The organism is Altererythrobacter sp. MTPC7 (assembly GCF_042851395.1).
Classification (GTDB): Bacteria; Pseudomonadota; Alphaproteobacteria; order Sphingomonadales; family Sphingomonadaceae; genus CAJXSN01.
The window spans coordinates 1-20,621 of record NZ_BTGS01000019.1 but is presented as its reverse complement, the minus strand read 5'-3'; the positions used below and the strand labels follow the sequence as shown (position 1 = coordinate 20,621).

Annotated in this window: 20 protein-coding genes, 1 tRNA gene and 1 pseudogene; 10 read left to right on the top strand and 12 right to left on the bottom strand. The window is 64.9% G+C overall.

Features of this window, described 5'->3' with window-relative positions:
• Nucleotides 1-9: 9 nt before the first annotated feature.
• From ACGHJ7_RS13620 to pepN, 7 genes are all read right to left on the bottom strand, one after another.
• Nucleotides 10-1,884, bottom strand: coding sequence for a cation:proton antiporter (locus tag ACGHJ7_RS13620; protein WP_390478751.1), 1,875 nt, complete (start codon nucleotides 1,882-1,884; stop codon nucleotides 10-12).
• Between the two features lie 132 nt (nucleotides 1,885-2,016).
• A complete protein-coding gene (locus ACGHJ7_RS13615) occupies nucleotides 2,017-2,547 on the bottom strand; it encodes an adenine phosphoribosyltransferase (RefSeq protein WP_390478748.1) in 531 nt (176 codons plus the stop codon).
• Between the two features lie 66 nt (nucleotides 2,548-2,613).
• A complete protein-coding gene (locus ACGHJ7_RS13610) occupies nucleotides 2,614-3,471 on the bottom strand; it encodes a cytochrome c1 (protein WP_390478745.1) in 858 nt (285 codons plus the stop codon).
• A gap of 23 nt (nucleotides 3,472-3,494) precedes the next feature.
• The gene (locus ACGHJ7_RS13605) at nucleotides 3,495-4,787 is read right to left on the bottom strand and encodes a cytochrome bc complex cytochrome b subunit (protein WP_390478743.1); all 1,293 of its coding nucleotides are present in this window, start codon (nucleotides 4,785-4,787) and stop codon (nucleotides 3,495-3,497) included.
• Between the two features lie 18 nt (nucleotides 4,788-4,805).
• On the bottom strand, nucleotides 4,806-5,396 hold the full coding sequence (gene petA / locus ACGHJ7_RS13600; protein WP_390478740.1) for a ubiquinol-cytochrome c reductase iron-sulfur subunit: 591 nt from the start codon (nucleotides 5,394-5,396) through the stop codon (nucleotides 4,806-4,808).
• A gap of 199 nt (nucleotides 5,397-5,595) precedes the next feature.
• Complete coding sequence (gene pgeF / locus ACGHJ7_RS13595) at nucleotides 5,596-6,372, bottom strand: peptidoglycan editing factor PgeF (RefSeq protein WP_390478737.1); 777 nt, start codon at nucleotides 6,370-6,372, stop codon at nucleotides 5,596-5,598.
• Nucleotides 6,344-8,989 (bottom strand): aminopeptidase N, encoded by a 2,646-nt coding sequence (pepN, locus tag ACGHJ7_RS13590; RefSeq protein ID WP_390478735.1) that lies wholly within the window; start codon nucleotides 8,987-8,989, stop codon nucleotides 6,344-6,346. Before pepN ends, pgeF begins: the two co-directional genes overlap by 29 nt.
• Before the next feature lie 54 nt (nucleotides 8,990-9,043).
• Between pepN and ACGHJ7_RS13585 the strand changes: the two genes are divergently transcribed.
• A complete protein-coding gene (locus ACGHJ7_RS13585; RefSeq protein ID WP_390478733.1) occupies nucleotides 9,044-9,826 on the top strand; it encodes an SDR family NAD(P)-dependent oxidoreductase in 783 nt (260 codons plus the stop codon).
• A gap of 14 nt (nucleotides 9,827-9,840) precedes the next feature.
• On the opposite strand, the gene ACGHJ7_RS13580 is transcribed toward ACGHJ7_RS13585, so the two are convergent.
• Both ACGHJ7_RS13580 and ACGHJ7_RS13575 read right to left on the bottom strand, forming a co-directional pair.
• Nucleotides 9,841-10,800: a DMT family transporter gene (locus ACGHJ7_RS13580; protein ID WP_390478798.1), complete on the bottom strand. Its 960-nt coding sequence runs from the start codon at nucleotides 10,798-10,800 to the stop codon at nucleotides 9,841-9,843.
• Between the two features lie 17 nt (nucleotides 10,801-10,817).
• Complete coding sequence (locus ACGHJ7_RS13575) at nucleotides 10,818-11,816, bottom strand: threonine aldolase family protein (protein WP_390478730.1); 999 nt, start codon at nucleotides 11,814-11,816, stop codon at nucleotides 10,818-10,820.
• A 53-nt stretch (nucleotides 11,817-11,869) separates the two neighbouring features.
• On the opposite strand from ACGHJ7_RS13575, the gene ACGHJ7_RS13570 reads away from it, so the two are divergent.
• Nucleotides 11,870-12,208 (top strand): GNAT family N-acetyltransferase, encoded by a 339-nt coding sequence (locus ACGHJ7_RS13570; RefSeq protein WP_390478728.1) that lies wholly within the window; start codon nucleotides 11,870-11,872, stop codon nucleotides 12,206-12,208.
• A gap of 27 nt (nucleotides 12,209-12,235) precedes the next feature.
• Here the strand turns inward: ACGHJ7_RS13570 and ACGHJ7_RS13565 are convergent, their stop codons facing one another.
• The 3 genes from ACGHJ7_RS13565 to ACGHJ7_RS13555 form a co-directional block, all read right to left on the bottom strand.
• Entirely contained in the window at nucleotides 12,236-13,822 is a 1,587-nt protein-coding gene (locus ACGHJ7_RS13565; protein ID WP_390478725.1) for a PH domain-containing protein, read from the bottom strand.
• Nucleotides 13,819-14,358 (bottom strand): PH domain-containing protein, encoded by a 540-nt coding sequence (locus ACGHJ7_RS13560; RefSeq protein WP_390478722.1) that lies wholly within the window; start codon nucleotides 14,356-14,358, stop codon nucleotides 13,819-13,821. The genes ACGHJ7_RS13565 and ACGHJ7_RS13560 overlap by 4 nt, the downstream gene beginning before the upstream one ends.
• A 152-nt stretch (nucleotides 14,359-14,510) precedes the next feature.
• A tRNA-Thr gene (locus ACGHJ7_RS13555) sits at nucleotides 14,511-14,585 on the bottom strand.
• Between the two features lie 100 nt (nucleotides 14,586-14,685).
• On the opposite strand from ACGHJ7_RS13555, the gene ACGHJ7_RS13550 reads away from it, so the two are divergent.
• From ACGHJ7_RS13550 to rfbC, 8 genes and pseudogenes are all read left to right on the top strand, one after another.
• Nucleotides 14,686-14,835, top strand: a complete 150-nt coding sequence (locus ACGHJ7_RS13550) for a hypothetical protein (protein ID WP_390478721.1) — start codon at nucleotides 14,686-14,688, stop codon at nucleotides 14,833-14,835.
• Nucleotides 14,836-14,908: 73 nt separating this feature from the next.
• A complete protein-coding gene (gpmA, locus tag ACGHJ7_RS13545) occupies nucleotides 14,909-15,598 on the top strand; it encodes a 2,3-diphosphoglycerate-dependent phosphoglycerate mutase (RefSeq protein ID WP_390478718.1) in 690 nt (229 codons plus the stop codon).
• A gap of 1 nt (nucleotide 15,599) precedes the next feature.
• Nucleotides 15,600-16,124, top strand: coding sequence for a 5-(carboxyamino)imidazole ribonucleotide mutase (gene purE, locus ACGHJ7_RS13540; protein WP_390478716.1), 525 nt, complete (start codon nucleotides 15,600-15,602; stop codon nucleotides 16,122-16,124).
• Nucleotides 16,125-16,132: 8 nt separating this feature from the next.
• Nucleotides 16,133-17,203 (top strand): 5-(carboxyamino)imidazole ribonucleotide synthase, encoded by a 1,071-nt coding sequence (locus ACGHJ7_RS13535; protein ID WP_390478713.1) that lies wholly within the window; start codon nucleotides 16,133-16,135, stop codon nucleotides 17,201-17,203.
• The gene (locus ACGHJ7_RS13530; RefSeq protein WP_390478710.1) at nucleotides 17,203-17,709 is read left to right on the top strand and encodes a dihydrofolate reductase; all 507 of its coding nucleotides are present in this window, start codon (nucleotides 17,203-17,205) and stop codon (nucleotides 17,707-17,709) included. Before ACGHJ7_RS13535 ends, ACGHJ7_RS13530 begins: the two co-directional genes overlap by 1 nt.
• On the top strand, nucleotides 17,706-18,641 hold the full coding sequence (locus tag ACGHJ7_RS13525) for a bifunctional riboflavin kinase/FAD synthetase (RefSeq protein ID WP_390478707.1): 936 nt from the start codon (nucleotides 17,706-17,708) through the stop codon (nucleotides 18,639-18,641). Before ACGHJ7_RS13530 ends, ACGHJ7_RS13525 begins: the two co-directional genes overlap by 4 nt.
• Entirely contained in the window at nucleotides 18,638-19,684 is a 1,047-nt protein-coding gene (locus tag ACGHJ7_RS13520; protein ID WP_390478704.1) for a glycerophosphodiester phosphodiesterase family protein, read from the top strand. The genes ACGHJ7_RS13525 and ACGHJ7_RS13520 overlap by 4 nt, the downstream gene beginning before the upstream one ends.
• 202 nt (nucleotides 19,685-19,886) lie before the next feature.
• Nucleotides 19,887-20,345, top strand: a pseudogene (rfbC, locus tag ACGHJ7_RS13515) (dTDP-4-dehydrorhamnose 3,5-epimerase); the annotation flags it as partial.
• Between the last annotated feature and the right edge of the window lie 276 nt (nucleotides 20,346-20,621).

The window sequence follows — 20,621 nt, the reverse complement described above, 5'->3', positions numbered from 1 at the left end:
TGGGTCGTCTCATGCTGGCTGCGGGTCGGGCCCGCCCTTTCCGGTGGATTTTGGTTCCTTGCGCTCGCGCCGCGCCGCATTCTCTTCCGGAGTGCGCGACTGCGGGGGGCTGAACGATACGATGACGTCGCCGGCGCGCGGTTCGGGCCGGGCTGCATGGGTGAAGAAGCGCATCCGGCCGCTCTCCCGCAACAGCATCAGCATATGTGTCGATTCGGGCAGCTTTTCCTGCGCGTCCTCGAAATCGAACTGGTCCGACAACTTCGTGCGGCGGAAGACCCAGCCCTGCTGCTGGCGCTCCTGCACATCGGCAACGCCGAAGCCGCTTTCGAACAGCGACCGGCCGCGAAGGGATCCCGGCAGGGTGCGGTGGTCTTCGTCATCCGAATCGCCCAGCTGGTAAACGCTGTCCCGCCCGATCTCGTGCGCGAATTCGTTGCAGACGAGGGCGTTGTAGGCCTCGTTGTCGGTCGCCGCGACCAGCACCTGGTAGGGTCCGAGATCGAGATTGTGCTCCGTCGCCTCGTTCAGGATTTCGCCGTGATAATAGGGCACGCCCGCGCGGCGCGCCGGGGCCAGCCTTTGCCAGCTGGAATCGACGATCATCACCGGCGTCTTCAGTTCCAGCATCTGCTTGGCAAGCGCGATGGTCCACGATGTACTGCCTGCAATCAGCAGACCCGGGCGCGTGTCACCCTTCACCTTCAACAGCTTGGCGACGATATCGACGGTGAAGCCATGCGCGATGATGGTGGATACGACGACCGCGAAGCTCAGCCCGACAAGGATGGAACCGTCGCCGTAACCCAGTTCGTTCAGGCGCAGGGCAAACAGGCCGCAAATGGCGACGAGGACGATGCCCCGCGGTGCGATCCACGCCAGGAACAGGCGCTCGTTCCACGGGACCGAACTGCCCAGCAGGCTGATCAGGACCGTTGCCGGACGCACGAGGAACAGCAGGGCGAGGAGGAACAGGCCGAAGCGCCATTCGAAGTCCCGCAATTCATCGAAGTCCAAGCCGGCGGAGAGCAGGATGAAGATGCCCGATACCAGGATGACCGCGATGTTTTCCTTGAACGGATGGATGCTCCGCAGGCTGGAGACGTTCATGTTCGCAAGCGCGATGCCCATCACGGTCACTGCGACAAGTCCGGCCTCGTGCTCGATCTTGTTCGAGATGACGAAGACGCCGATCACCGTCGTGAAGAGCACCGGCACCTTCAGGTATTCGGGCACGGCGCCGCGAGGGAAAGCCCACGCGATGGCAGCAGCGGCTGCAAAGCCCAGCAGGCCGGCCAGGATCGCGGCCAGGATCAGCGGCGGAACGACGTTGAAGACCGATGCGCCGGGCGTTTCGGCGGAAATGCGGAAATATTCGTAGGCGATGACGGCTGCCAGTGCCCCGAACGGGTCGTTCACGATCGCTTCCCATTTCAGGATGGAGGCGGGCCGCGTCTTCACGCTGGATTGCCGGAGCAGTGGGATGACCACCGTGGGTCCGGTCACCACCAGGATGCCGGCAAACAGGATGGCGACCGGCCAGACCAGCCCGGCCACGTAATAGGCGGCGAGTGCGCCGAACAGCCAGCCGAAGGGCACGCCGAACACGACCAGGCGCCAGACACCGTCGCCCGAATGGCGAAGCTCCCTCAGATCGAGGCTGAGGCCGCCCTCGAACAGGATCAGGGCCACGCCCAGTCCGATCATGGGCTCTAGGAGGTCGCCAAAGGTTTCTTCGGGATCGAACAGGCCGAATACCGGGCCGGCGAGGAAACCGGCGAGCAGCATGAGGACGATTGCGGGCCAGCCTGTGCGCCACGCGATCCACTGCGCCCCGATGCCGAGCACACCGACGGTCGCGATAACAAGCGCTTGCGATTCCATTCCGCCCTCCTGCGGTGCGCAGCCGATGGGCGGCGCAAGACGGGACTACAACGCGCCGGGCCGAAATTCTATCCCAGCTTTCCCAAAGGGTTGATCAGCTAGACGCGCCCGATGCTGTATGCGCTGAGTCTTCTACTCACCGTCGAACGAAACCAGCGCGGTTACTTCGAGGCCCTTAGCGCGTAATCGTGCAGCGCCGCCGAGGTCCGGTAGGTCGATGACGAAAGCGGCATTCGTGATTACGGCTCCAGCTTCTTTGAGGAGATCGGCTGCTGCACAGGCCGTGCCGCCAGTGGCGATCAGATCGTCGACGAGTGCGATGCGGCTCCCCTCAGCGACCACGGAGGGATCGACCTCCAGCCGGTCGGCGCCGTATTCGAGCGCGTAGTCGATGCCGATGGTCTGCACAGGCAGCTTGCCCGGCTTGCGGACCGGTATGAACCCGATGCCGAGGCGCATCGCCACCGCAGCGCCGAAGATGAAGCCGCGTGCTTCCATCCCGGCAATGGCATCGGCGCCTTCCGTGCGCTCTGCCAGATGCCCCACGGCGGCACGCAGTGCGTTTCCGTCGGCAAGCAGGGTGGAAATGTCGCGGAACTGGATCCCCGGCTTGGGGAAGTCGGGAACGGTCCGGATCGACGCGCGAATTTCGTCAGGCGTCATGGGCAGGACCGCTGCAGGTCCGGGAAGGCGCCGTGGGATACGAGATCGACACGCGGCGCCGTTCCATCAGTCCTTGCGCTTGGCAGGCTTTACCGCCGACCAGATTTGGCGCTTCGCCATCCAGGCGAGGACGGTTGCAAAGACCAGGAAGATGAGCACCGGCCAGCCGGTCTGCTTGCGCTTCACCAGGGTCGGCTCGGCCGCCCAGGTCAGGAACGCGGTGACGTCTTCCGACATCTGCGGGATGGTCGCCTCGGTTCCGTCGTCGAACGTCACCTGGCCGGTCGACGTAAGCGGCGGTGCCATCGCGATGTTGAGATACGCGAAGTAAGGGTTGAAATAGAGACCCTCAGGCGTCCGGAAATCGGGAAATTCTTCCGTCAGTTCGGCCGGGATCGGCTGGTATCCGGCCAGCAGCGAATAGACGTAGTCCGTGCCGTGATGGCGGGCCTTCGTGATCAGCGAGAGGTCCGGCGGGATGGCATTGTTGTTCGCAGCGGCCGCGGCAACGTCGTTGGGATAGGGCGACGGGAAGTAATCGGTCGGCTCGGCCGCACGCATCACGGCTTCACCGGTCGCGGGGTCGATGCCCGGAACCTGCCAGGTGGCCGCTTCGGCGCGGACCTGGTTCTCGGTATAGCCGAGATCGGCAAGATTGCGGAACGCGACATATTTCAGCCCGTGACAAGCCGAACAGACTTCCTTGTAGACCTTGTAGCCGCGCTGGAGCTGGCCGATGTCCCATGTGCCGATCGGCCCGGTGAACGACCAGCCGCCCTCGGGTGCGCGGGCTTCGAGATGGAAGGCGTATTCCGGCGATTCCTCCGCCTCTGTCGTGGCCGCGTTATACGCGTCCGCAACGAATGAGATCATCACCACGAAGGTGAAGAGAAGGCCGGCGCCGATAGCGAGAAGGCGAACCATGTTAAAACTCTTTCCTATTCGCTTCAGACGGCGGGCGAGGTGTTTTCGCCCAGCACGGCTTTCTTGTCGGACCCCAGCACGGCTTCGGTGATCGAGTAGGGCAGCGGCTCGGGCTTCTCGAAGGACGAGATGAGCGGCAGGATCACCAGGAAGTGCAGGAAGTAGTATGCCGTCGCGATCTGGCTGGCCAGGATCGTGAAGGTCGAGAGATGGGCGCCGCCGCAATAGCCCAGCACCAGGATGCAGGGGATCAGGCCGAACCAGAAGAACTTGCGGAACAGCGGGCGATAGTGGCCGCTACGCACCGGCGAACGGTCGAGCCACGGCAGGATGAACCATAGCAGGATCGATGCGAACATTCCGATCACGCCCCACAGCTTTGCCGGCAGGATGAAATCGAAGGTGAAGGCGCGCAGGATCGCGTAGAACGGCCAGAAATACCATTCCGGCACGATGTTGGCGGGCGTCGCCAGCGGGTTCGCCTCGATGTAGTTGTCCGCGTGACCGAGATAGTTCGGCAGGAAGAACACCATCGCGAAATAGATGATGAGGAAGACGCCAAGCCCGAACCCGTCCTTGGCCGTGTAATACGGGTGGAACGGCACGGTGTCGCTCTCGCTCTTCACCTCGACGCCGGTCGGGTTCGACGAACCCGGGATATGCAGCGCCCAGATGTGGAGGATGATCACGCCTGCCGTCACGAAGGGCAGCAGGAAGTGCAGCGAGAAGAAGCGGTTCAGCGCGGCATTGTCAGGCGCATAACCGCCCAGCAGCCACACCTGGATCGGCTCGCCGACCAGCGGGATCGCGCCGAACAGGCCGGTAATCACCTTCGCGCCCCAGAAACTCATCTGGCCCCACGGCAGCACATAACCCATGAAGGCGGTCGCCATCACGAGCAGGAAGATCACCACACCCAGCAGCCAGATCATCTCGCGCGGGGCCTTGTAGGAGGAGTAATACAGGCCGCGGAAAATGTGCAGGTACAGCACCAGGAAGAAGAAGCTTGCCCCGTTGGCGTGGGCGTAACGCAGCATCCAGCCCCAGTTGACGTCGCGCATGATGTGCTCGGTCGAGGCGAAGGCGACTAGCGCGTTCGGCGCGTAATGCATCGCCAGGATGACGCCGGTGACGATCTGCAGCACGAGGCAGAAGCCCGCCAGCACGCCGAAATTCCACATATAGGAAAGGTTGCGCGGAACGGGATAGCCCGCACCCACCGCGTTGTAGACGAGGCGCGGCAGCGGCAGCTTCTCGTCGATCCACTTCGTCAGATCGTTGGCGGGGGTGTATTGTTTGGCCCAGGGAAAGCTCATGATCTATTCTTTCTCAGGTCAGCCTACGCGAATGGTCGTGTCGCTGGTAAATTCGTAGTCCGGCACTTCGAGGTTGGTCGGTGCGGGCCCCTTGCGGATGCGACCGGCGGTATCGAACTGCGAACCGTGGCAGGGGCAGAAATAGCCGCCGAATTCGCCCTTGTTCTCGCCCTCGGCGGCGCCCAGCGGAACGCAGCCGAGATGGGTGCATACACCCATCGTGACCAGAATATCCTCGTGACCCGGCTTCGTGCGGTCGGCCAGGCTTTCCGCGTCGCGGAGCGAGCCTGTGTCCACTGCATTGGCTTCCTGCATTTCGGCAGGAGTCAGGCGGCGCACGAACAGCGGCTGCTTGCGGAAAACCGCCTTGATCGCCTGTCCGGGCTGGATTGCGGAAACGTCGACATCGGTGCTGCTTTCGGCAAGCACGTCGGCGCTCGGTGCCATCTGGCTGATCAGCGGGTAAACCACTGCGAGGCCGCCCACACCGGCCGTGCCGAGCGCGGCGATATTGATGAAATCGCGGCGGCGCACACCGTCGTGGGTTCCGTCATGGTCCGCAGGCTCGATTGCGGGTGTCGCAGTCGCCGTGCCCGAAGTGTCAGCCATCAAGTCCTACCTTGCCTGCGAACGACCGTCCGGGTCGTCCGGTTCTTCGAAAAAGAGCCGCCATGGTCCAGCATGTGTCCGGTCACGGTGCCCCGATGCCCGCGGCAGTCGCCGCACGCATGTTTGGGCGGGCTACTAGCTGCTAGTTGCGGCAATGCCAATGGCCTTTTCCGCTCTCTTGGTGGCTATCCTGCACCAGTCAGGGCAGGCCGATCAATGCGGCCTGTCGCCCGTAGTCGGCTTCGCCCGTATGGGTGGAACGGCGAAAGGAATAGAACCGCCCGGCATCGCCATAGGTATCGAGGCCGAGCGCCTCCACCCGGGTCACGCCGGCCTGTCGCAGCCGCGACGCTACGTAACCCTCTAGGTCGAAGTGCAGGCGGTCACCCCGCCCTTGCGCGAAAAACGCCTCGTCCTCGGGCAAGAAAGCGTCGCGCATTTCCGGTCCGACCTCGTAATTCGCCTGCGCGATCGCGGGACCGATCGCGGCGAAGATGTCCTTGGATTCCGCACCGAGCTCCAGCATTTTTGCAACGGCCGAATCGATGACCCCGCCTGCCGCGCCTCGCCATCCGGCATGGACGGCAGCGACCACGCCTGCCTGCCGGTCGGCCAGCAGGACAGGCGCGCAATCGGCCGTTACCACTCCCACAAGCAAGCCGGGGGTTGCGGTGACGAGGGCGTCCGCAGGCGGGCGTTCGTCACCTTCCACCGCGCGGTCGAGGATAACGGCATCGGGCGAATGCACCTGGTACGGCATGGCGAGCATGGCACCGGGCAGGACCGCCTCGATCCCGCGCCGCCTGTTCTCGGCAACCGCCCCGGGGTCATCCCCCGCACCGACGCCGAATTGCAGGCCCGATACGGTTCCGGTGGATACGCCGCCCTCGCGCGTCAGGAATCCATGGGGCACGCCCTCCAGCACGCGCGCGCGGATCGGCCGCACCTCAGCCAAGGCTGCGGCTAACCTGTTCATAGGTATCGCGCGACAGCGCATCGGCGCCGGCAATACGCTCCAGCTGCTGCCGCATCAGGGCCGCCCGGCCCGGCTCCATCCTGCGCCAGCGACCGAGCGGCGAAACGAAGCGCGCGGCCGTCTGCGGATTGATGGCATCGAGTTCGAGGATCGTGTCCGCGATCATGGTGTATCCCTCCCCGCTCTCGGCGTGGAAGCCGTGCGGGTTCCCGGCAAAGGCCATGAACAGGGACCGCACACGGTTGGGGTTCTTCATGGTGAAATCGGGATGGTCGGCCAACGCCTTCACATGCGCGATGACCGACGGATGGAGCGAGCTTGCCTGCATCGCAAACCACTTGTCGATGACCAGTTCGTTGCCCTTATAGCGGTTGTAGAAGTCCATCAGCGCATCGGTGCGCTCGATCCCCTCCAGTCCGGCGAGCACCATCAGCGCGCCCTGCCGGTCGGTCATATTGTCCGCGGAATTGTATTGGGCCGCGGCCAGCTCCGCAGCTTTCGCGGGATCGCTCGCCGCTGCATAGACAAGCACCTGCGTCTTCACCTTGCGCGCGCCGCGGCCCTCCGGCGTCATGGCATAGGGGACCGCCTCCACCCGATCGTAGAGGTCATGGAGTTCGTCCCCCAGCGCATCGCCCAAATAGGCCTTCAGCGCCTCGCGCTCGCGGTGGATGGCGCCGGGCTGGGCCACCAGCATCTGTTCGGCGAGATAGGTCTGGCTGGGTAGCAGCATCAATTCCCCGCGCATCGAATCGTCCAGCGTTTCGTCGGTCAGGATCGTGCCCAGCGCCTTCGCCACGGCCTCCCGCCCCGCAGCCCGGTCTCCGTCCCCGTCGACAGCCGCCAGCAATTCGCCGACGACCAGTTCCTGCATCGCTTCGTAGCGGGCGAAGCTGTCATCGTCGTGTCGGGCGAGGAAAACGAGGTCGCCCTGGTCGACCACGCGCTCGATCGCGACGGGCGCGGTGAAGCCGCGATTGACCGACAGGACCGGAGGCTTCGCAAACCCTTCGAACTGAAGCGTCTTCTCTGCGGTGTCGAGCACGACCAGTCGCTCGCCATCGTGCTGTCCCGTCTCGCGGTCGAGGAGGGCGATCTTCAGCGGGATCGGCATGGGCATCTTGGCCGGCTGGCCCGGTGTTGCAGGCACGTCCTGCCGCAGCCTCAGCGCGGCCGTATCCCCGTCATGGGTCATCACCACGTCGACCTTCGGCGTCCCGGCCTGGCTGTACCACAGGCGGAACTGCGTCAGGTCCAGCCCGGTGCCGTCTTCCATCGCGGTGATGAAATCCTCGCAGGTCGCGGCTTCCCCGTCATGCCGTTCGAAATACAGGTCGCAGGCCTCGCGGAACGCCTTCTCGCCCGCCATGACCCGCATCATCCGAATGACCTCGGCCCCCTTGTTATAGACGGTCGCGGTGTAGAAATTGCTGATCTCGCGGTAGGAATCGGGCCGGATCGGATGGGCCAGCGGGCCGCTGTCTTCCGGGAACTGCACACCGCGCAGGACGCGGACATCCTCGATCCGCTTGACCGCTTCGCCCTGCATGTCCTGGCTGAACAACTGGTCGCGCAGCACGGTGAAGCCTTCCTTCAGGCTGAGCTGGAACCAGTCGCGGCAGGTCACGCGGTTGCCGGACCAGTTATGGAAGTATTCGTGCGCGATAACGCCTTCGACCGCGTCGAAATCGCCGTCCGTCGCGGTGTCGCGGTCAGCCAGCACGTATTTCGTGTTGAAGACGTTCAGCCCCTTGTTCTCCATCGCGCCCATGTTGAAATCGCTGACCGCGACGATGTTGTAGATGTCGAGATCATATTCCCGGCCGAAGGTTTCCTCATCCCACTTCATGGATGTCTTGAGCGATTCCATGGCGTGATGGGTGCGCCCCTCGTCGCCCTCGCGGACCCATACGGCGAGTTCCACGTCGCGCCCGCCCATGGTGGTGAAACGGTCCTTGCGCGCAACCAGATCGCCCGCGACGAGCGCAAAGAGATAGGACGGCTTGAGCCAGGGATCCTGCCAGACGGCGTAATGGCGATCCTCGCCCACCTCGTCCGATTCGACCTCGTTGCCATTGGCGAGCAGGACCGGGAACGCTTCCTGCGATCCCTCCATCCGCACCGTATAGCTGGAGAGGACATCGGGCCGGTCCGGGAAGAAGGTGATGCGGCGGAACCCTTCCGCCTCGCACTGCGTGCACAGCATACCGTTCGATGCGAACAGCCCCATCAGCGCGGTATTGGCCGACGGGTTCAGGACCGTCGTGATCGTCAGTTCGTGCGAATCGCCTTCCAGCGACACCAAGAGGTCGCCGCCATCCATCGACCAGCTGGAACATTCGCCGCCGTCGCAGGCCAGCGATTCCAGTTCCAGCCCGTCACCATTCAGCCGGATCGTCGGCGAGGGATCAGCGGCGGGATTGCGCTGGACCTTCAGGGTCGCGGTGACTTTCGTCGTCTCCAGCCCGAGATCGAAATCCAGGTGCACTTCCGGAACCAGCCACGCGAAGGGCGCGTAATCCTCGCGCCGGATAATGGCCGGCTCCTTCGGCTCGGGCGGGGCATCGGCGAGTTGCGGATTTCCGTCGGCGGTCGAAGGGGTGCGGGCGATGTCCATGGGGTGTAGGGTACTTTCTGTTCGAGAGGTCTGTGTGATGGGTAGAACCGCCCGATGAAGCAAATGTTCATTTTCGGCCTCGGCTATTCGGCAAAGCGCATCAGGGCGGCGCTGGAACAGCGCGGCTGGCACGTCGTCGCCACCGGCAGCGAAGGAGAGATCGCGTTCGGCGACCGGCAGGCCGTGATGGAGGCGCTGGCGCAGTCGAGCCATGTGTTGTCCTCGGTTCCGCCCGACAGGGAAAGCGGGCTCGACCCGGTGCTCGATACTTACGGGCGCGAGTTTCCGACCGCATGGTACGGATACCTGTCCTCGACCGGGGTCTATGGCGACCAGCAGGGGGCATGGGTCGACGAAAACTCGCCCGCCGGAATTGGACGACGCGATGCGAGGAACGATGCCGACGCGCTCTGGATCGAGCTCGGTGCACGGGTGTTCCGCCTGCCGGGAATCTACGGTCCCGGGCGCAGTGCGCTGGACCGGGTGCAAAGCGGCAAGGCACGGCGGATCGACCTTCCCGGCCAAGTCTTCAGCCGCGTGCATGTCGAGGATATCGCGTCGGGCGTTGTCGCGGCAGTCGAAAGCGATGCGCCGCCGGGCGCCTACAATCTCGGGGACGATTTGCCGGCCAGCGGGAATGCCGTGACCGAGGAAGCGTGCCGCCTGCTGGCCGTTTCCCCGCCGCCCCTGCAGACCGTGGAGCAGGCCGGGCTAAGCGAGATGGCGCGCGGCTTCTATTCGGAGAACCGCCGCGTCGCCAATGGCAAGGCGAAGCGGGTGCTGGGCTGGCGACCGAAATATCCGACCTACCGCGAGGGTCTGCGCAGCCTGCTCTAGGTTTCGGGAGCGGCCTACCCTTCGCCGGCCTCTTCGGGCCGGACACGCATTTGCGCGCTCTGCTGGACCTGCACCGATTTCTGGCGCCGTGCGCGCAGCGCCAGGATCATGCCGAGCACCGCCAGCCCCATCCCGCCCAGCGTCAGGGCGGTCCAGCGATATTCCTCGAACAGGGTGGAAATCGCCATCGCGACGGAAATCGTCAGGATCGAGTTATAGGCCGTGCGCCCCGCGCCGATTTCGCGGACCAGATTGTAATGCAGCGGGAAGGTCACGACCGACCCGATCAGCGCGAGGTAGACGATGCCGCCCCAATATCCGGCAGACGTCGGCACGGGCGGCGGCCCGGCGGTCAGCACGGCGAAACCGAGGTCGAAAAGCGTGCCGTAGAGCATCGCCCATGCCAGCAGGCTGACCATCGGCACGCCGCGACCGACCGGGTTGGCCTGCACGACATTGGCGAGCGAGGCGGCAAGGATGCCCAGAGCCGCCAGCACGATGCCGAGCGACACGTTGCCGCCGATAACGCCCGCGTCGGGATTGGCACGCCATTCGTGCAGCAGCAGCAGCGAAACCCCGACAATGGCGATGGCGCTGCCGGCCCAGAAGGAACCGCGCGCCTTCTCGCCCAGGAAGACCCGTGCAAACAGGGCATTGGGCACCATCAGCAGGCCGAACATCATCGCCACGATGCCGGAGGTGACGTAAAGCTCCGCGTGATAGACGAACAGGAAATTGCCGCTGAACTGGAACAGGCCGACGATCATCGCCAGCCGCTGTTCCGGCCCGGTCAGGCGAAGCCGGCGCTTCATCAACGCCGCCACGATGAACAGGGCCGGGGTCGCCAGCGCGAAACGGTAGAATACCGACCACGCCGCCGGAACCCCGTCGATCTGGCCGGTGATGACGAACCAGGTGGACCCCCAGATCGTGCCGGTCAGCAGGAACGGGACGATGACCCGCCAGCTCAGCATGTCGGACTGGTCGGGGCTCACAGCGCAGCGATCGCCTTGCCCAGCGCCTCTGCCGCAGCCGGATCGCTGTCCCAGCTGGCGACGAAGCGGGCGGCATCCGAGCCCCAGTCGTAGAAGTGGTATCCCTGTTTCCTCAGGGCTTCCCGTTCGGGCGCAGACAGGCGCATGAACACTTCGTTCGCCTCTACCGGATGCAGCAGGCGGTCCGCGGCTCCGGCGACGATGGCGGAAGCGGCAGCGTTCGCGCGGCGGGCATTGTCCAGCCACACATCGCCTTCGACCATGGCCAGCAATTGCGCGGCAAGGAATCGGCCCTTCGATTGCAAATGGCCCGACCGCTTGCGGCGATACCGCACGAGGTCGGCCAGCGCAGGATCGAAGAACACGATCGCCTCTGCATTCATGCCGCCATTCTTCACGCAGCCGAAGCTGAGCGCCTGCGCCGGACCGACCGCCTCGATCGGCGCGCAGCCGAGATGCGCGACGGCATTGGCGAAGCGTGCCCCGTCGACATGGAAACCGAGCCCGCGCTCCTTCGCCAGAGCGCCGATGGCCGCGAGTTCGGTCGGGCGATAGCATCGCCCGTATTCGTTCGCCTGCGTGACGGAAATCGCGTGCGGCTGGACCTGGTGCACATCGTCCCGGATCGGGTCGATGACGGCGCGAATGGCATCCGGCGTTATGCGCGCGCCCTCCCCGTCCGCCAGCAACAGCTTGGCACCATGGAGGAAGAAGCCGGGCGCCCCGCCCTCGTCCATCTCGATATGCGCTTCCCGGTGACACACGACCGCTCCGTGCGGGGGGACCATGGCCGACAGGGCGAGGCAGTTGGCCGCCGTGCCGGTCGCCACCCACAGGACGGCGACTTCGCGTCCGAACAGCGCCCCGAATGCCTCGTCCAGCCGCTGCGACAGGTCGTCACCGTCATAGGGCGACTGCACGCTATCGGCGGATTTCAGGGCGTCCCAAACGGCGGGATGCACGCTGGCGGCGTTGTCGGAAAGAAAACGTGTCATGCAGGAACGCCCTTAGCCCGGCCTGTGTTGGTTGCAAGAAGGAGACGTCCGCGATGACCACGCAAACCATGCAAACCACGCAAGACGAACTGAAACTCACCATCACGCACGAAGTGCAGGGGCAGGGTGGCCGCTATGTCGCGCATCTCGCCGACAGCGACCAGAGCGGCTTCCTCGAATGGGAACCGAAGGAAGCGATCCGGCAGGACGATGTGCGCATTGCCACGCACACCGTGGTACCGTCGGAAATCGGCGGCCGCGGCGTTGCTGCCCGGCTGGTGGACCAGCTGGTGTCGGATGCCCGCGAGAAAGGCTTCAAGATCGTCCCGCAATGTTCCTATGTCGCACGCAAGTTCGACGAGAACCCGGACTGGTCCGACCTTAGAGCCTGAGCTAGCGCGGCGCTGCACGCCAAGGGGTCAGAGCAAGCGGGAGAAGTCCCGCGTCGCCATGCTGTCCAACACCGCGCTGCGCCATTTACGGGCCCGATCAACCGGCATTCCGGGCACGGACAGCTTGCCCCCTGCGAGACCGAGATGCAGCGTGGAAAAGCCCATCCAGCGGGCGACCGGCCCTTGCGAAATTTCCGCCGATTGCAGCTTCACCCGGTTCCCGATGGACAATTCGGGTGAGAAGAACCCGGTGCGGATGAAGACCTGCTCTTCGCTGATGGCGTGCCGTTCCGCTCGCCAGAGCAGATATTGCCACAGGACCACCACGGCCGCAGCGGCAAGCGGTAGGAGGCCGACAAGCTTCTGATTCGGAATCAGGTCCACGCCGGACACCGCCAGCGCCACTTCGATTCCCAGCGCGATCAGCAGGAACGTGCCGCCTTCGACAATCGCGCTGACGATCCGGAAACCTCCGCTCGCCCTCGCCCAGCGCAAGTCGTCACCCGGCGGGGAGAACCCCGCTGCCGCTGCGATCGGCAGCAGTTCCGCATCCTTTGCAAAAGGCGCGACGACATGGCTGGCATCTCCGGAATCCTGCGCGAGGCTCACGAATTTCAGGCCGCGCCAGCCGAACCTGCGGCGCACCACACCGGTCGTCAGGCGCAGGGCCTGGACGCGGTGGGCCGGCATGACGACATCGGTCCGGGTCAGCAGCCCGCGCCGACGGCGAAATCCCTTGGCAGTGCGGTCCAGCCGGAAATCCCAGTCACGCAAGAATGTGCGCACGAGACCGGTCGCCAGCCCCACGACCAGCAGCGTGCCGATGACGAGAACCACGCCTGTAATTTGCGCGACCAGCCCGAGGGATGCGAGCTGCCTTCCGGGCCCGGCAAGGACGTCGCCCCAGAAATCCTCCGACCACAGGTCGAACGGCAGCAGGAAGTCGGCCTGCTGCACCGCCGCGGCAAGTACCGCGACCGCCGCCAGCGAAAATTCGAACAGGCCGAATGTGGCCAGCCGCCTCGGCCCCATGGTGAAGATGGCCTCGCCCTCCGCTTCCGGGGACACGGTTTTCTCCTGCGCAGGCGTGCCTTCGCCCTGCGCATCGTCGCGCCTTTCCCTCACCACTTCGCGCAGCGCCTCGCCGTCAGCTTGCGAAAGATAGGCCAGCGTCAGTTCGTCCTTCCCCCCGGCCCCCGTTTCGAAGCGAACCTCGACCAGACCCAGAAGGCGGGCGACGAATTTCTGCTCCAGGCTGACATCCTGGATACGGTCATAGGGAACCGAGCGCGCGGCGCGCGACAGGATGCCGCTTTCAACCCGGATGTCGGCCTCCCCGACGCGGTAGGTGAACCGGCGCCATTGCAGGTAGGTGACCGCCAGATTGGCAGCGATCACCGCCGCCAGCAGCATGAGGAGCCAGCCGATCCCGCTGCCGATATCGATACCCACCTCGCCGCCGTCCAGGTCGCCGCCAATGGAATAGGCCGCCGCACCGAGCGGCAGGACGAGTTGCGGCAAGAGGACGATGGCCTTGACCACCACCGACAGGGGGTCTGTGCGCTGTACGTCCGGTTCGCCTTCTACCGCGCGGTCAGGCAGGGCGTCCGTCACGCCGAATCGCGCTTGATCTTAGCACGGATTTCCTCGCGCATGGACAGGGCATCATCGTGTTTCAGGCCGGGCAGGTGGACCGAGGCATTGTGACTACCAGCCGTGTGAAGGGTCAGCGTCGCAAGGTCGTAGAAGCGCTCGAGCGGCCCGCGATCGACATCGATATGCTGCACTCTGCCGAACGGCACGACGGTATCGGACCGGAACAGCAGTCCGCGAACGACGCGCAGTCGGTCGCCGGACATGGAAAACCCGCGCGCGGCAAAACGGCGGTGCGGGATTCGCAGCACCAAGAGTATGGCCAGGATGAAAACCGGTCCGAAAATGACGCCCGTCGGCACGGGCAAGACGAAATCGAGCACGCCTGCGCCGATCAGGAAAGGCAGCGCGATGCCTGCGCCCTGAACGCGCATCGCTTTCTCGTGATTCGGGTGAAGCCGGGTAAGCGGCTCTTCAAGTGAATCGCCTGTCCGTTCCGGTTCCGCCGGGTCCTGCGTGCCCGGTGCCCCCGCGCCATTGGTTCCGCCCTGTGTCATGGGGCCATCTTCTGAATCGGGCGCAGCGGCTTTTCAAGCGCCCTTCGACGAAGGCTGCTCCTGAAAGGATACAGGCCGCCGGTAACGGCCTGAATATCGGCAGCCGCGCGATTCGCGAGGCGACACGAAGGGGAGGGGGGGGATGGGGGAAATGGTGCCACGAGAGAGAATTGAACTCTCGGCCTCACCCTTACCAAGGGTGCGCTCTACCACTGAGCTACCGCGGCGCCGAGTACCTGTTTGCCAGGCAGGCGCGCCTATTGTCGGATGTGGCCGACAAGTCAAGCAAAGCTTGAGCGCGGGCGTTCGTCTTGGCAAGGTCACGCCATGACCGACAATGCCTCGTCAGCCAGCAGGGAAGAGCGTCTCGCGGCAAAGCTGCGGGAGAATCTGAGGCGCCGCAAGGCGCAGGCACGCGAAATGGGCCAGAGGGACGAAGCATCGGAAGCCCTTCCAAAGGAGGGCAGTGGCGGTTAACGCGGCGCCCGGACATCATCGTGCCGCCCGCTGCCCGGCGATGCGGCCCCTGCCTGCCAGATCGGAGACCTGAATGCCCACGCTGATTCTCGTTCGCCACGGACAGAGCGAATGGAACCTCGCCAACCGGTTCACCGGCTGGTGGGATGTCGGCCTGACGGAAAAAGGCATCGCCGAGGCACGCGCCGCCGGCGAATTGCTTGCCCGTCATCCCGACATGCTGCCTGTGCGAGCCTTCACCAGCTTCCAGACGCGCGCGATCCGGACGCTGCATCTCGCACTGGAAGCCTGCGACCGGCTGTGGATTCCGGAAACGAAGGACTGGCGCCTGAACGAACGGCACTATGGGGGCCTGACCGGCCTCGACAAGCAGGAAACGCGCGACCGTCACGGTGACGAGCAGGTCCATATCTGGCGCCGCAGCTTCGACGTGCCCCCGCCGGACATGGAAGACGGCAGCGAATTCGACCTGTCGGCCGATCCGCGCTACGCTGGCATCGACGTGCCATCCGCCGAAAGCCTGAAGATGACGATCGAGCGCGTCCTTCCCTATTACGAGGAAGCGGTCGTTCCCGCCCTGAAGGACGGCGGCCCGGTCATCGTCTCCGCCCACGGCAATTCCCTGCGCGCGCTGGTGAAGCACCTGTCGAACATTTCCGACGAGGATATCACGGGGCTCGAAATCCCGACCGGCCAGCCGATCGTCTACGAATTCGACGACGCGATGACGCCGGGCGAACGCTATTACCTGAAGGATCGCTGAGATGGCCGCGGGGGAGAACGGGAAGGACGGAGGCGGCAAAGGCAGCGCGATCGACGTCGCCATCGTCATGGGCAGTCAGTCCGACTGGCCGACCATGCAATGCGCTGCAAAAGTGCTCGAGGAACTGGGCGTCGCGCACGAGGCGCGGATCGTCAGCGCCCACCGCACACCCGGCCGCATGGTCGATTTCGCCCGGAATGCGGAAGATGAAGGCATCAAGGTCATCATCGCGGGCGCGGGCGGCGCTGCGCACCTGCCCGGCATGATCGCCGCGATGACCCATCTCCCGGTGCTGGGCGTACCCGTCCAGTCCAAGGCCCTCTCGGGCATGGATAGCCTGCTTTCCATCGTCCAGATGCCGGCAGGCGTACCGACAGGCACGCTGGCCATCGGCGAGGCTGGCGCGACCAATGCAGGCCTGCTCGCCGCGAGTATCCTGGGCACCAGCGATACCGCCCTTGCGGGCAGGCTCAAGGCATGGCGTGCGAAGCGCAGCGATGCCGTTGCCGACCACCCGGTGGACTGATCCGAGCGATGAAGAAGACGAAACCGCTGGCACCCGGCAGCACGATCGGCATTCTGGGCGGCGGACAGCTGGGCCGGATGATGGCCATGGCCGCCGCGCAGATGGGCTATCGCTGCATCACCTACAGTCCGGAAAAAGAGATCGTTGCCGCCGACGTATGCGCCGATACGTTCCAGAACGCATGGGACGACCGCGCCGCCATGGCTGCCTTCGCGCAGAATTGCGACGTGGTGACATGGGAGTTCGAGAATGTCCCGGTCGATGCGATCTCGCAGCTTGGCGACCTGCTGGCCCCCCATCCCCGCGCGCTGGAAACGGCGCAGGACCGGCTCAATGAAAAGCGGTTCGTAGAGGGCCTGGGCGGCCGCGCTGCGCCATACGCTCCGGTCGACAACCGCGCCGACCTCGCCTCCGCGGTGGAGCGGATCGGCGCGCCCGGTATCCTCAAGACCCGGGGCGACGGGTATGACGGCAAGGGGCAATGGCGCATCCGTTCCGCACACGAGGTCGATGGCGTATCGCTACCCGCCGGGCCCGCAATCTACGAAGGGCTGGTCGAGTTCGATGCCGAATTCTCGGTCATCCTGGCGCGCGGACGCGGCGGCGAGATCGTGTTCTGGGACAGCACGCACAATATCCATGAGGATGGAATGCTCGCCAGGTCCGTCCTCCCCGCGCCGGCAATCGTGGCCGCGCAGGTGGACGAGGCGCGCGACCTGTCGCGGCAGGTTGCCGACGCGCTCGGCTATGTCGGTGTGCTGACGCTGGAATTCTTCGCCACGGCGCAGGGTCCGGTGTTCAACGAAATGGCTCCGCGCGTGCACAATTCCGGGCACTGGACCATCGAAGGTGCTGTCACCAGCCAGTTCCAGAACCATGTCCGGGCCATACTCGGCCTGCCGCTGGGCGACACGCGAACCGTCGCGCCGGCGATGGTCATGCACAACATCGTGGGCAAGGACGCGAAGACGGCGCATGCATCGCTCTCGGACCCTGCCACCCAGCTCCATCTCTATGGCAAGGCAAGGGCGCTTGACGGGCGCAAGATGGGCCATACCACCACGCTGAAATTCGACTGATGGGCGAGATATTCCTGATCTATGCGCGTGCCGCCAACGGTACGATCGGCAAGGGCGGCAAACTGCCGTGGCACATCCCCGAAGATCTGAAGCGGTTCAAGGCACTGACGCTGGGCAAGCCGATGATCATGGGCCGCAAGACCTTTGAAAGCCTGCCGGGCATCCTGCCGGGGCGCAGGCATATCGTCCTGACCCGGCGCGACAGCTTCGAGGCCGAGGGCGCGCAGATCGTGCGATCGGTACCGGCCGCGCTCGCCGCCGCGCGGGAGGACGATCCCGATACCGACATCGCCATCGTGGGCGGTTCGGCCGTATACGACGTCTTCCGCCCCCGTGCGGACCGGATCGAGCTGACCCAGATCCACGCCGATTTTGCGGGCGACACGTTCATGAAGCCGCTCGGTGCAAGCTGGGAACTGACCGCGCGGGATGACCGGGAAGCGGACGGCGACCTGCCTGCTTTCTCCTTCCTGACCTATCGCTGCCGGGCGCAGGACGCGGCATGAGGTGGCTGGACCACCGTGAACCGGTGCCCGGCCCCTTGCGAGGTGCGATCATCGCGCTCGGCAATTTCGACGGGTTTCATCGTGGACACCAGCAGGTCGCGGGCGAAGCGATCGAATGGGCCCGCGCAGAGGGGCGGCCTGCCATCGTCGCGACCTTCGACCCCCATCCGGTGCGTTTTTTCAAGCCCGATACGCCGCCCTTCCGCCTGACCACGCTGGAACAGCGGCAGGAACTCTACATTGCGGCCGGCGCCTCCGCGATGCTGGTTTTCCATTTCGATGCGGAGCTCTCCGGGACCAGCGCGGAAGATTTCATTGCCGAAATCCTGGTGGAGCGGCTGGGCGCGCACGGCGTGGTCACGGGCGAGGACTTCACCTTCGGCAAGGGCGCGGCGGGGAATGTCGACCTTCTGGCCGCCCATCCCGCCCTCGCCAGCCGGACCGTAGCCCCCGTCGAACAGGGCGAAGCGCCGGTATCCTCCAGCCGCATCCGCGAAGCGCTCAGGCAGGGCGACTGCGAGACCGCGACCGACCTGCTGACCCGCCCCTTCGCCATTCGCGGCATCGTCCAGCATGGCGACAAGCGGGGGCGCGAGATCGGCTATCCCACCGCCAATCTCGATATCGAGAGCTATCTGCGTCCGCGCTACGGCATATACGCGGTGACCGGGCGCATCCTGGCCACGGGCGAGTTGCTGAAGGGCGCGGCGAATATCGGCGTGCGCCCGCAATTCGAACCTCCGAAGGAATTGCTGGAGCCGCATTTCTTCGATTTTTCCGGCGATCTCTACGGACAGGAGATCGAAGTCGCCTTCCACCATTTCCTGCGCGGCGAGGCGAAGTTCGATTCGCTGGACGACCTGATCGCCCAGATGGACGAGGATTGCCGCCGCGCCCGCGCGCTGCTGTCGCAGGGTGACGGAGGCGCATGAAACGCTGGGCCATCCGCATCGGCGGCGTGCTCGCCGTTGCATTGCTCGGTCTGACCCTGCTCAATGCCAGCTGGCTGGCGCCGGAGCCGAAAGGCGCGGTCAAGCTGATCGCGCATGGCGGGATCCACCAGCATGTCGCCGGCACCGGACGCGTGGGCGACAGCTGCACCGCCGCCCTGATCGAAGAGCCGGTCCACGATTACCTCGAGAACACGGTTCCCTCCATCGAGCGGGCGGCTAACCTCAGCGCGCATCTGGTGGAAATCGATGTCGCGCGGACCCGCGACGGAAGGCTGGCCGTGTTCGGCGACGACACCGTCGATTGCCGCACGGACGGCAGCGGAGACACGCGGAATTTCATGCTGGGTGAGCTGAAGGCTCTCGATATCGGCCACGGCTATACCGCCGATGGCGGGTCGACCTATCCTTTTCGCGGCAAAGGTACGGGCATGGTGCCCGCGGTCGAGGAAGCGATGGCGGCATCCGGCAGGGCCGGGCTGCTTTACCGTTTCAGGAGCGAGGACGCGGGTGAGGCCGACCTGCTGGCCGCTACAATCAAGGGGGCGGGACGGGACACCGGCCCGCGAGGCGATGCTTTCTACGGCTCTGCAGGGCCCGTCGCGCGAATCCGGCAACTCCTGCCGGACGCATGGGCCTTCACCCGCGCGGAGGCCGAGGCGTGTTCACGCGATTATGTGGCATTCGGCTGGACGGGCCATGTTCCGCAAAGCTGCCGGAACAGCACGATCATCGTACCGCTCGACCGCCAGTGGGCGTACTGGGGCTGGCCCTGTCGCATGATCGCCCGCCTCGAGGCACATGGCACACGGATCGTGATCGTCGGTCCGCAGGGCGAAGGGCACCCGCCGGGCCTCGATCTGCCCGAGCAGCTGGGCGAAATCCCGGCCAGCTTCAACGGATACGCCTTCGTGGACGACAGCCTCGCGGTCATCCCGGCCTTGATCCAGCGCTTCGACGATCGCAGCGAGGCCGAAATCGATGCAGTCGTCGACGGTCTGGAACGCCGCCGCGCAAACAGGTAGCGCTGCAGGCGCACCCAGCTTGCAAATTCTCCCGCAATAGGGTCTAGGCCGCGCGATCAAATTTCCGCGCCTTTTTCGGCGCATTTCCAAGGATACTGGCAACAGGCAGGTCGATCAAACTGCCCTTTCCGGCTGCCTTATCTTGACCCCGCGCCGGTTCGGAGACGACCGCGGCTGGTTCAGCGAGTAATATTCGAAGCGCGCCCTCGCCGATGCGGGGATCACGTGCGATTTCATGCAGGACAACCATTCGCTCAGCCGCGAGGCAGGGACGGTGCGCGGCCTCCATTACCAGAGCCCGCCGCACGCACAGGCGAAGCTGGTGCGGGTCGCCAGCAGCGCGGTGCGCGATGTCGCCGTCGATTTCCGCAAAGACTCGCGTACGTTCGGCCAGCATGTCGTGGTCGAATTGTCGGCGGAGAACTGCCGCCAGCTCTTCATCCCGGCCGGCTTCCTCCACGGCTTCGCCGCGTTGCAGCCGGACACCGAACTATTGTACAAATGCTCCGATTTCTACGCCCCCGAATGCGACGGCACGATCCGCTTCGACGATCCCGACCTTGCCATCGATTGGGGCATTGCGCGCGAAGATGCCGTGCTGTCGGCCAAGGATGCCGCTGCACCCTCGCTCGCCGAAGCGGGCACGCCTTTCCAATGGTGATTGTATAGATTGCAAACACACTGGATAAGCCGTTGATCCGACTCGACTCTCGGCGCGTGCTCGCGCACGGTTCTCCAATTGCGAAGATGGAGGGCGCTTTGGCAGGACCGCCAGCTAGATGTTTAAATCCTAAATGCGGAAATGTTTTCGATTTCACTCAAATGATCGGTGGGCAAGGTCGTATTAACCTGCAAATCGAGGGTGGAAAAACGAATTGTCCACGTTGCGGATCGTGGGCGTTGCTCGGCGATGGGAACTACGAGTACGCGGACGCTG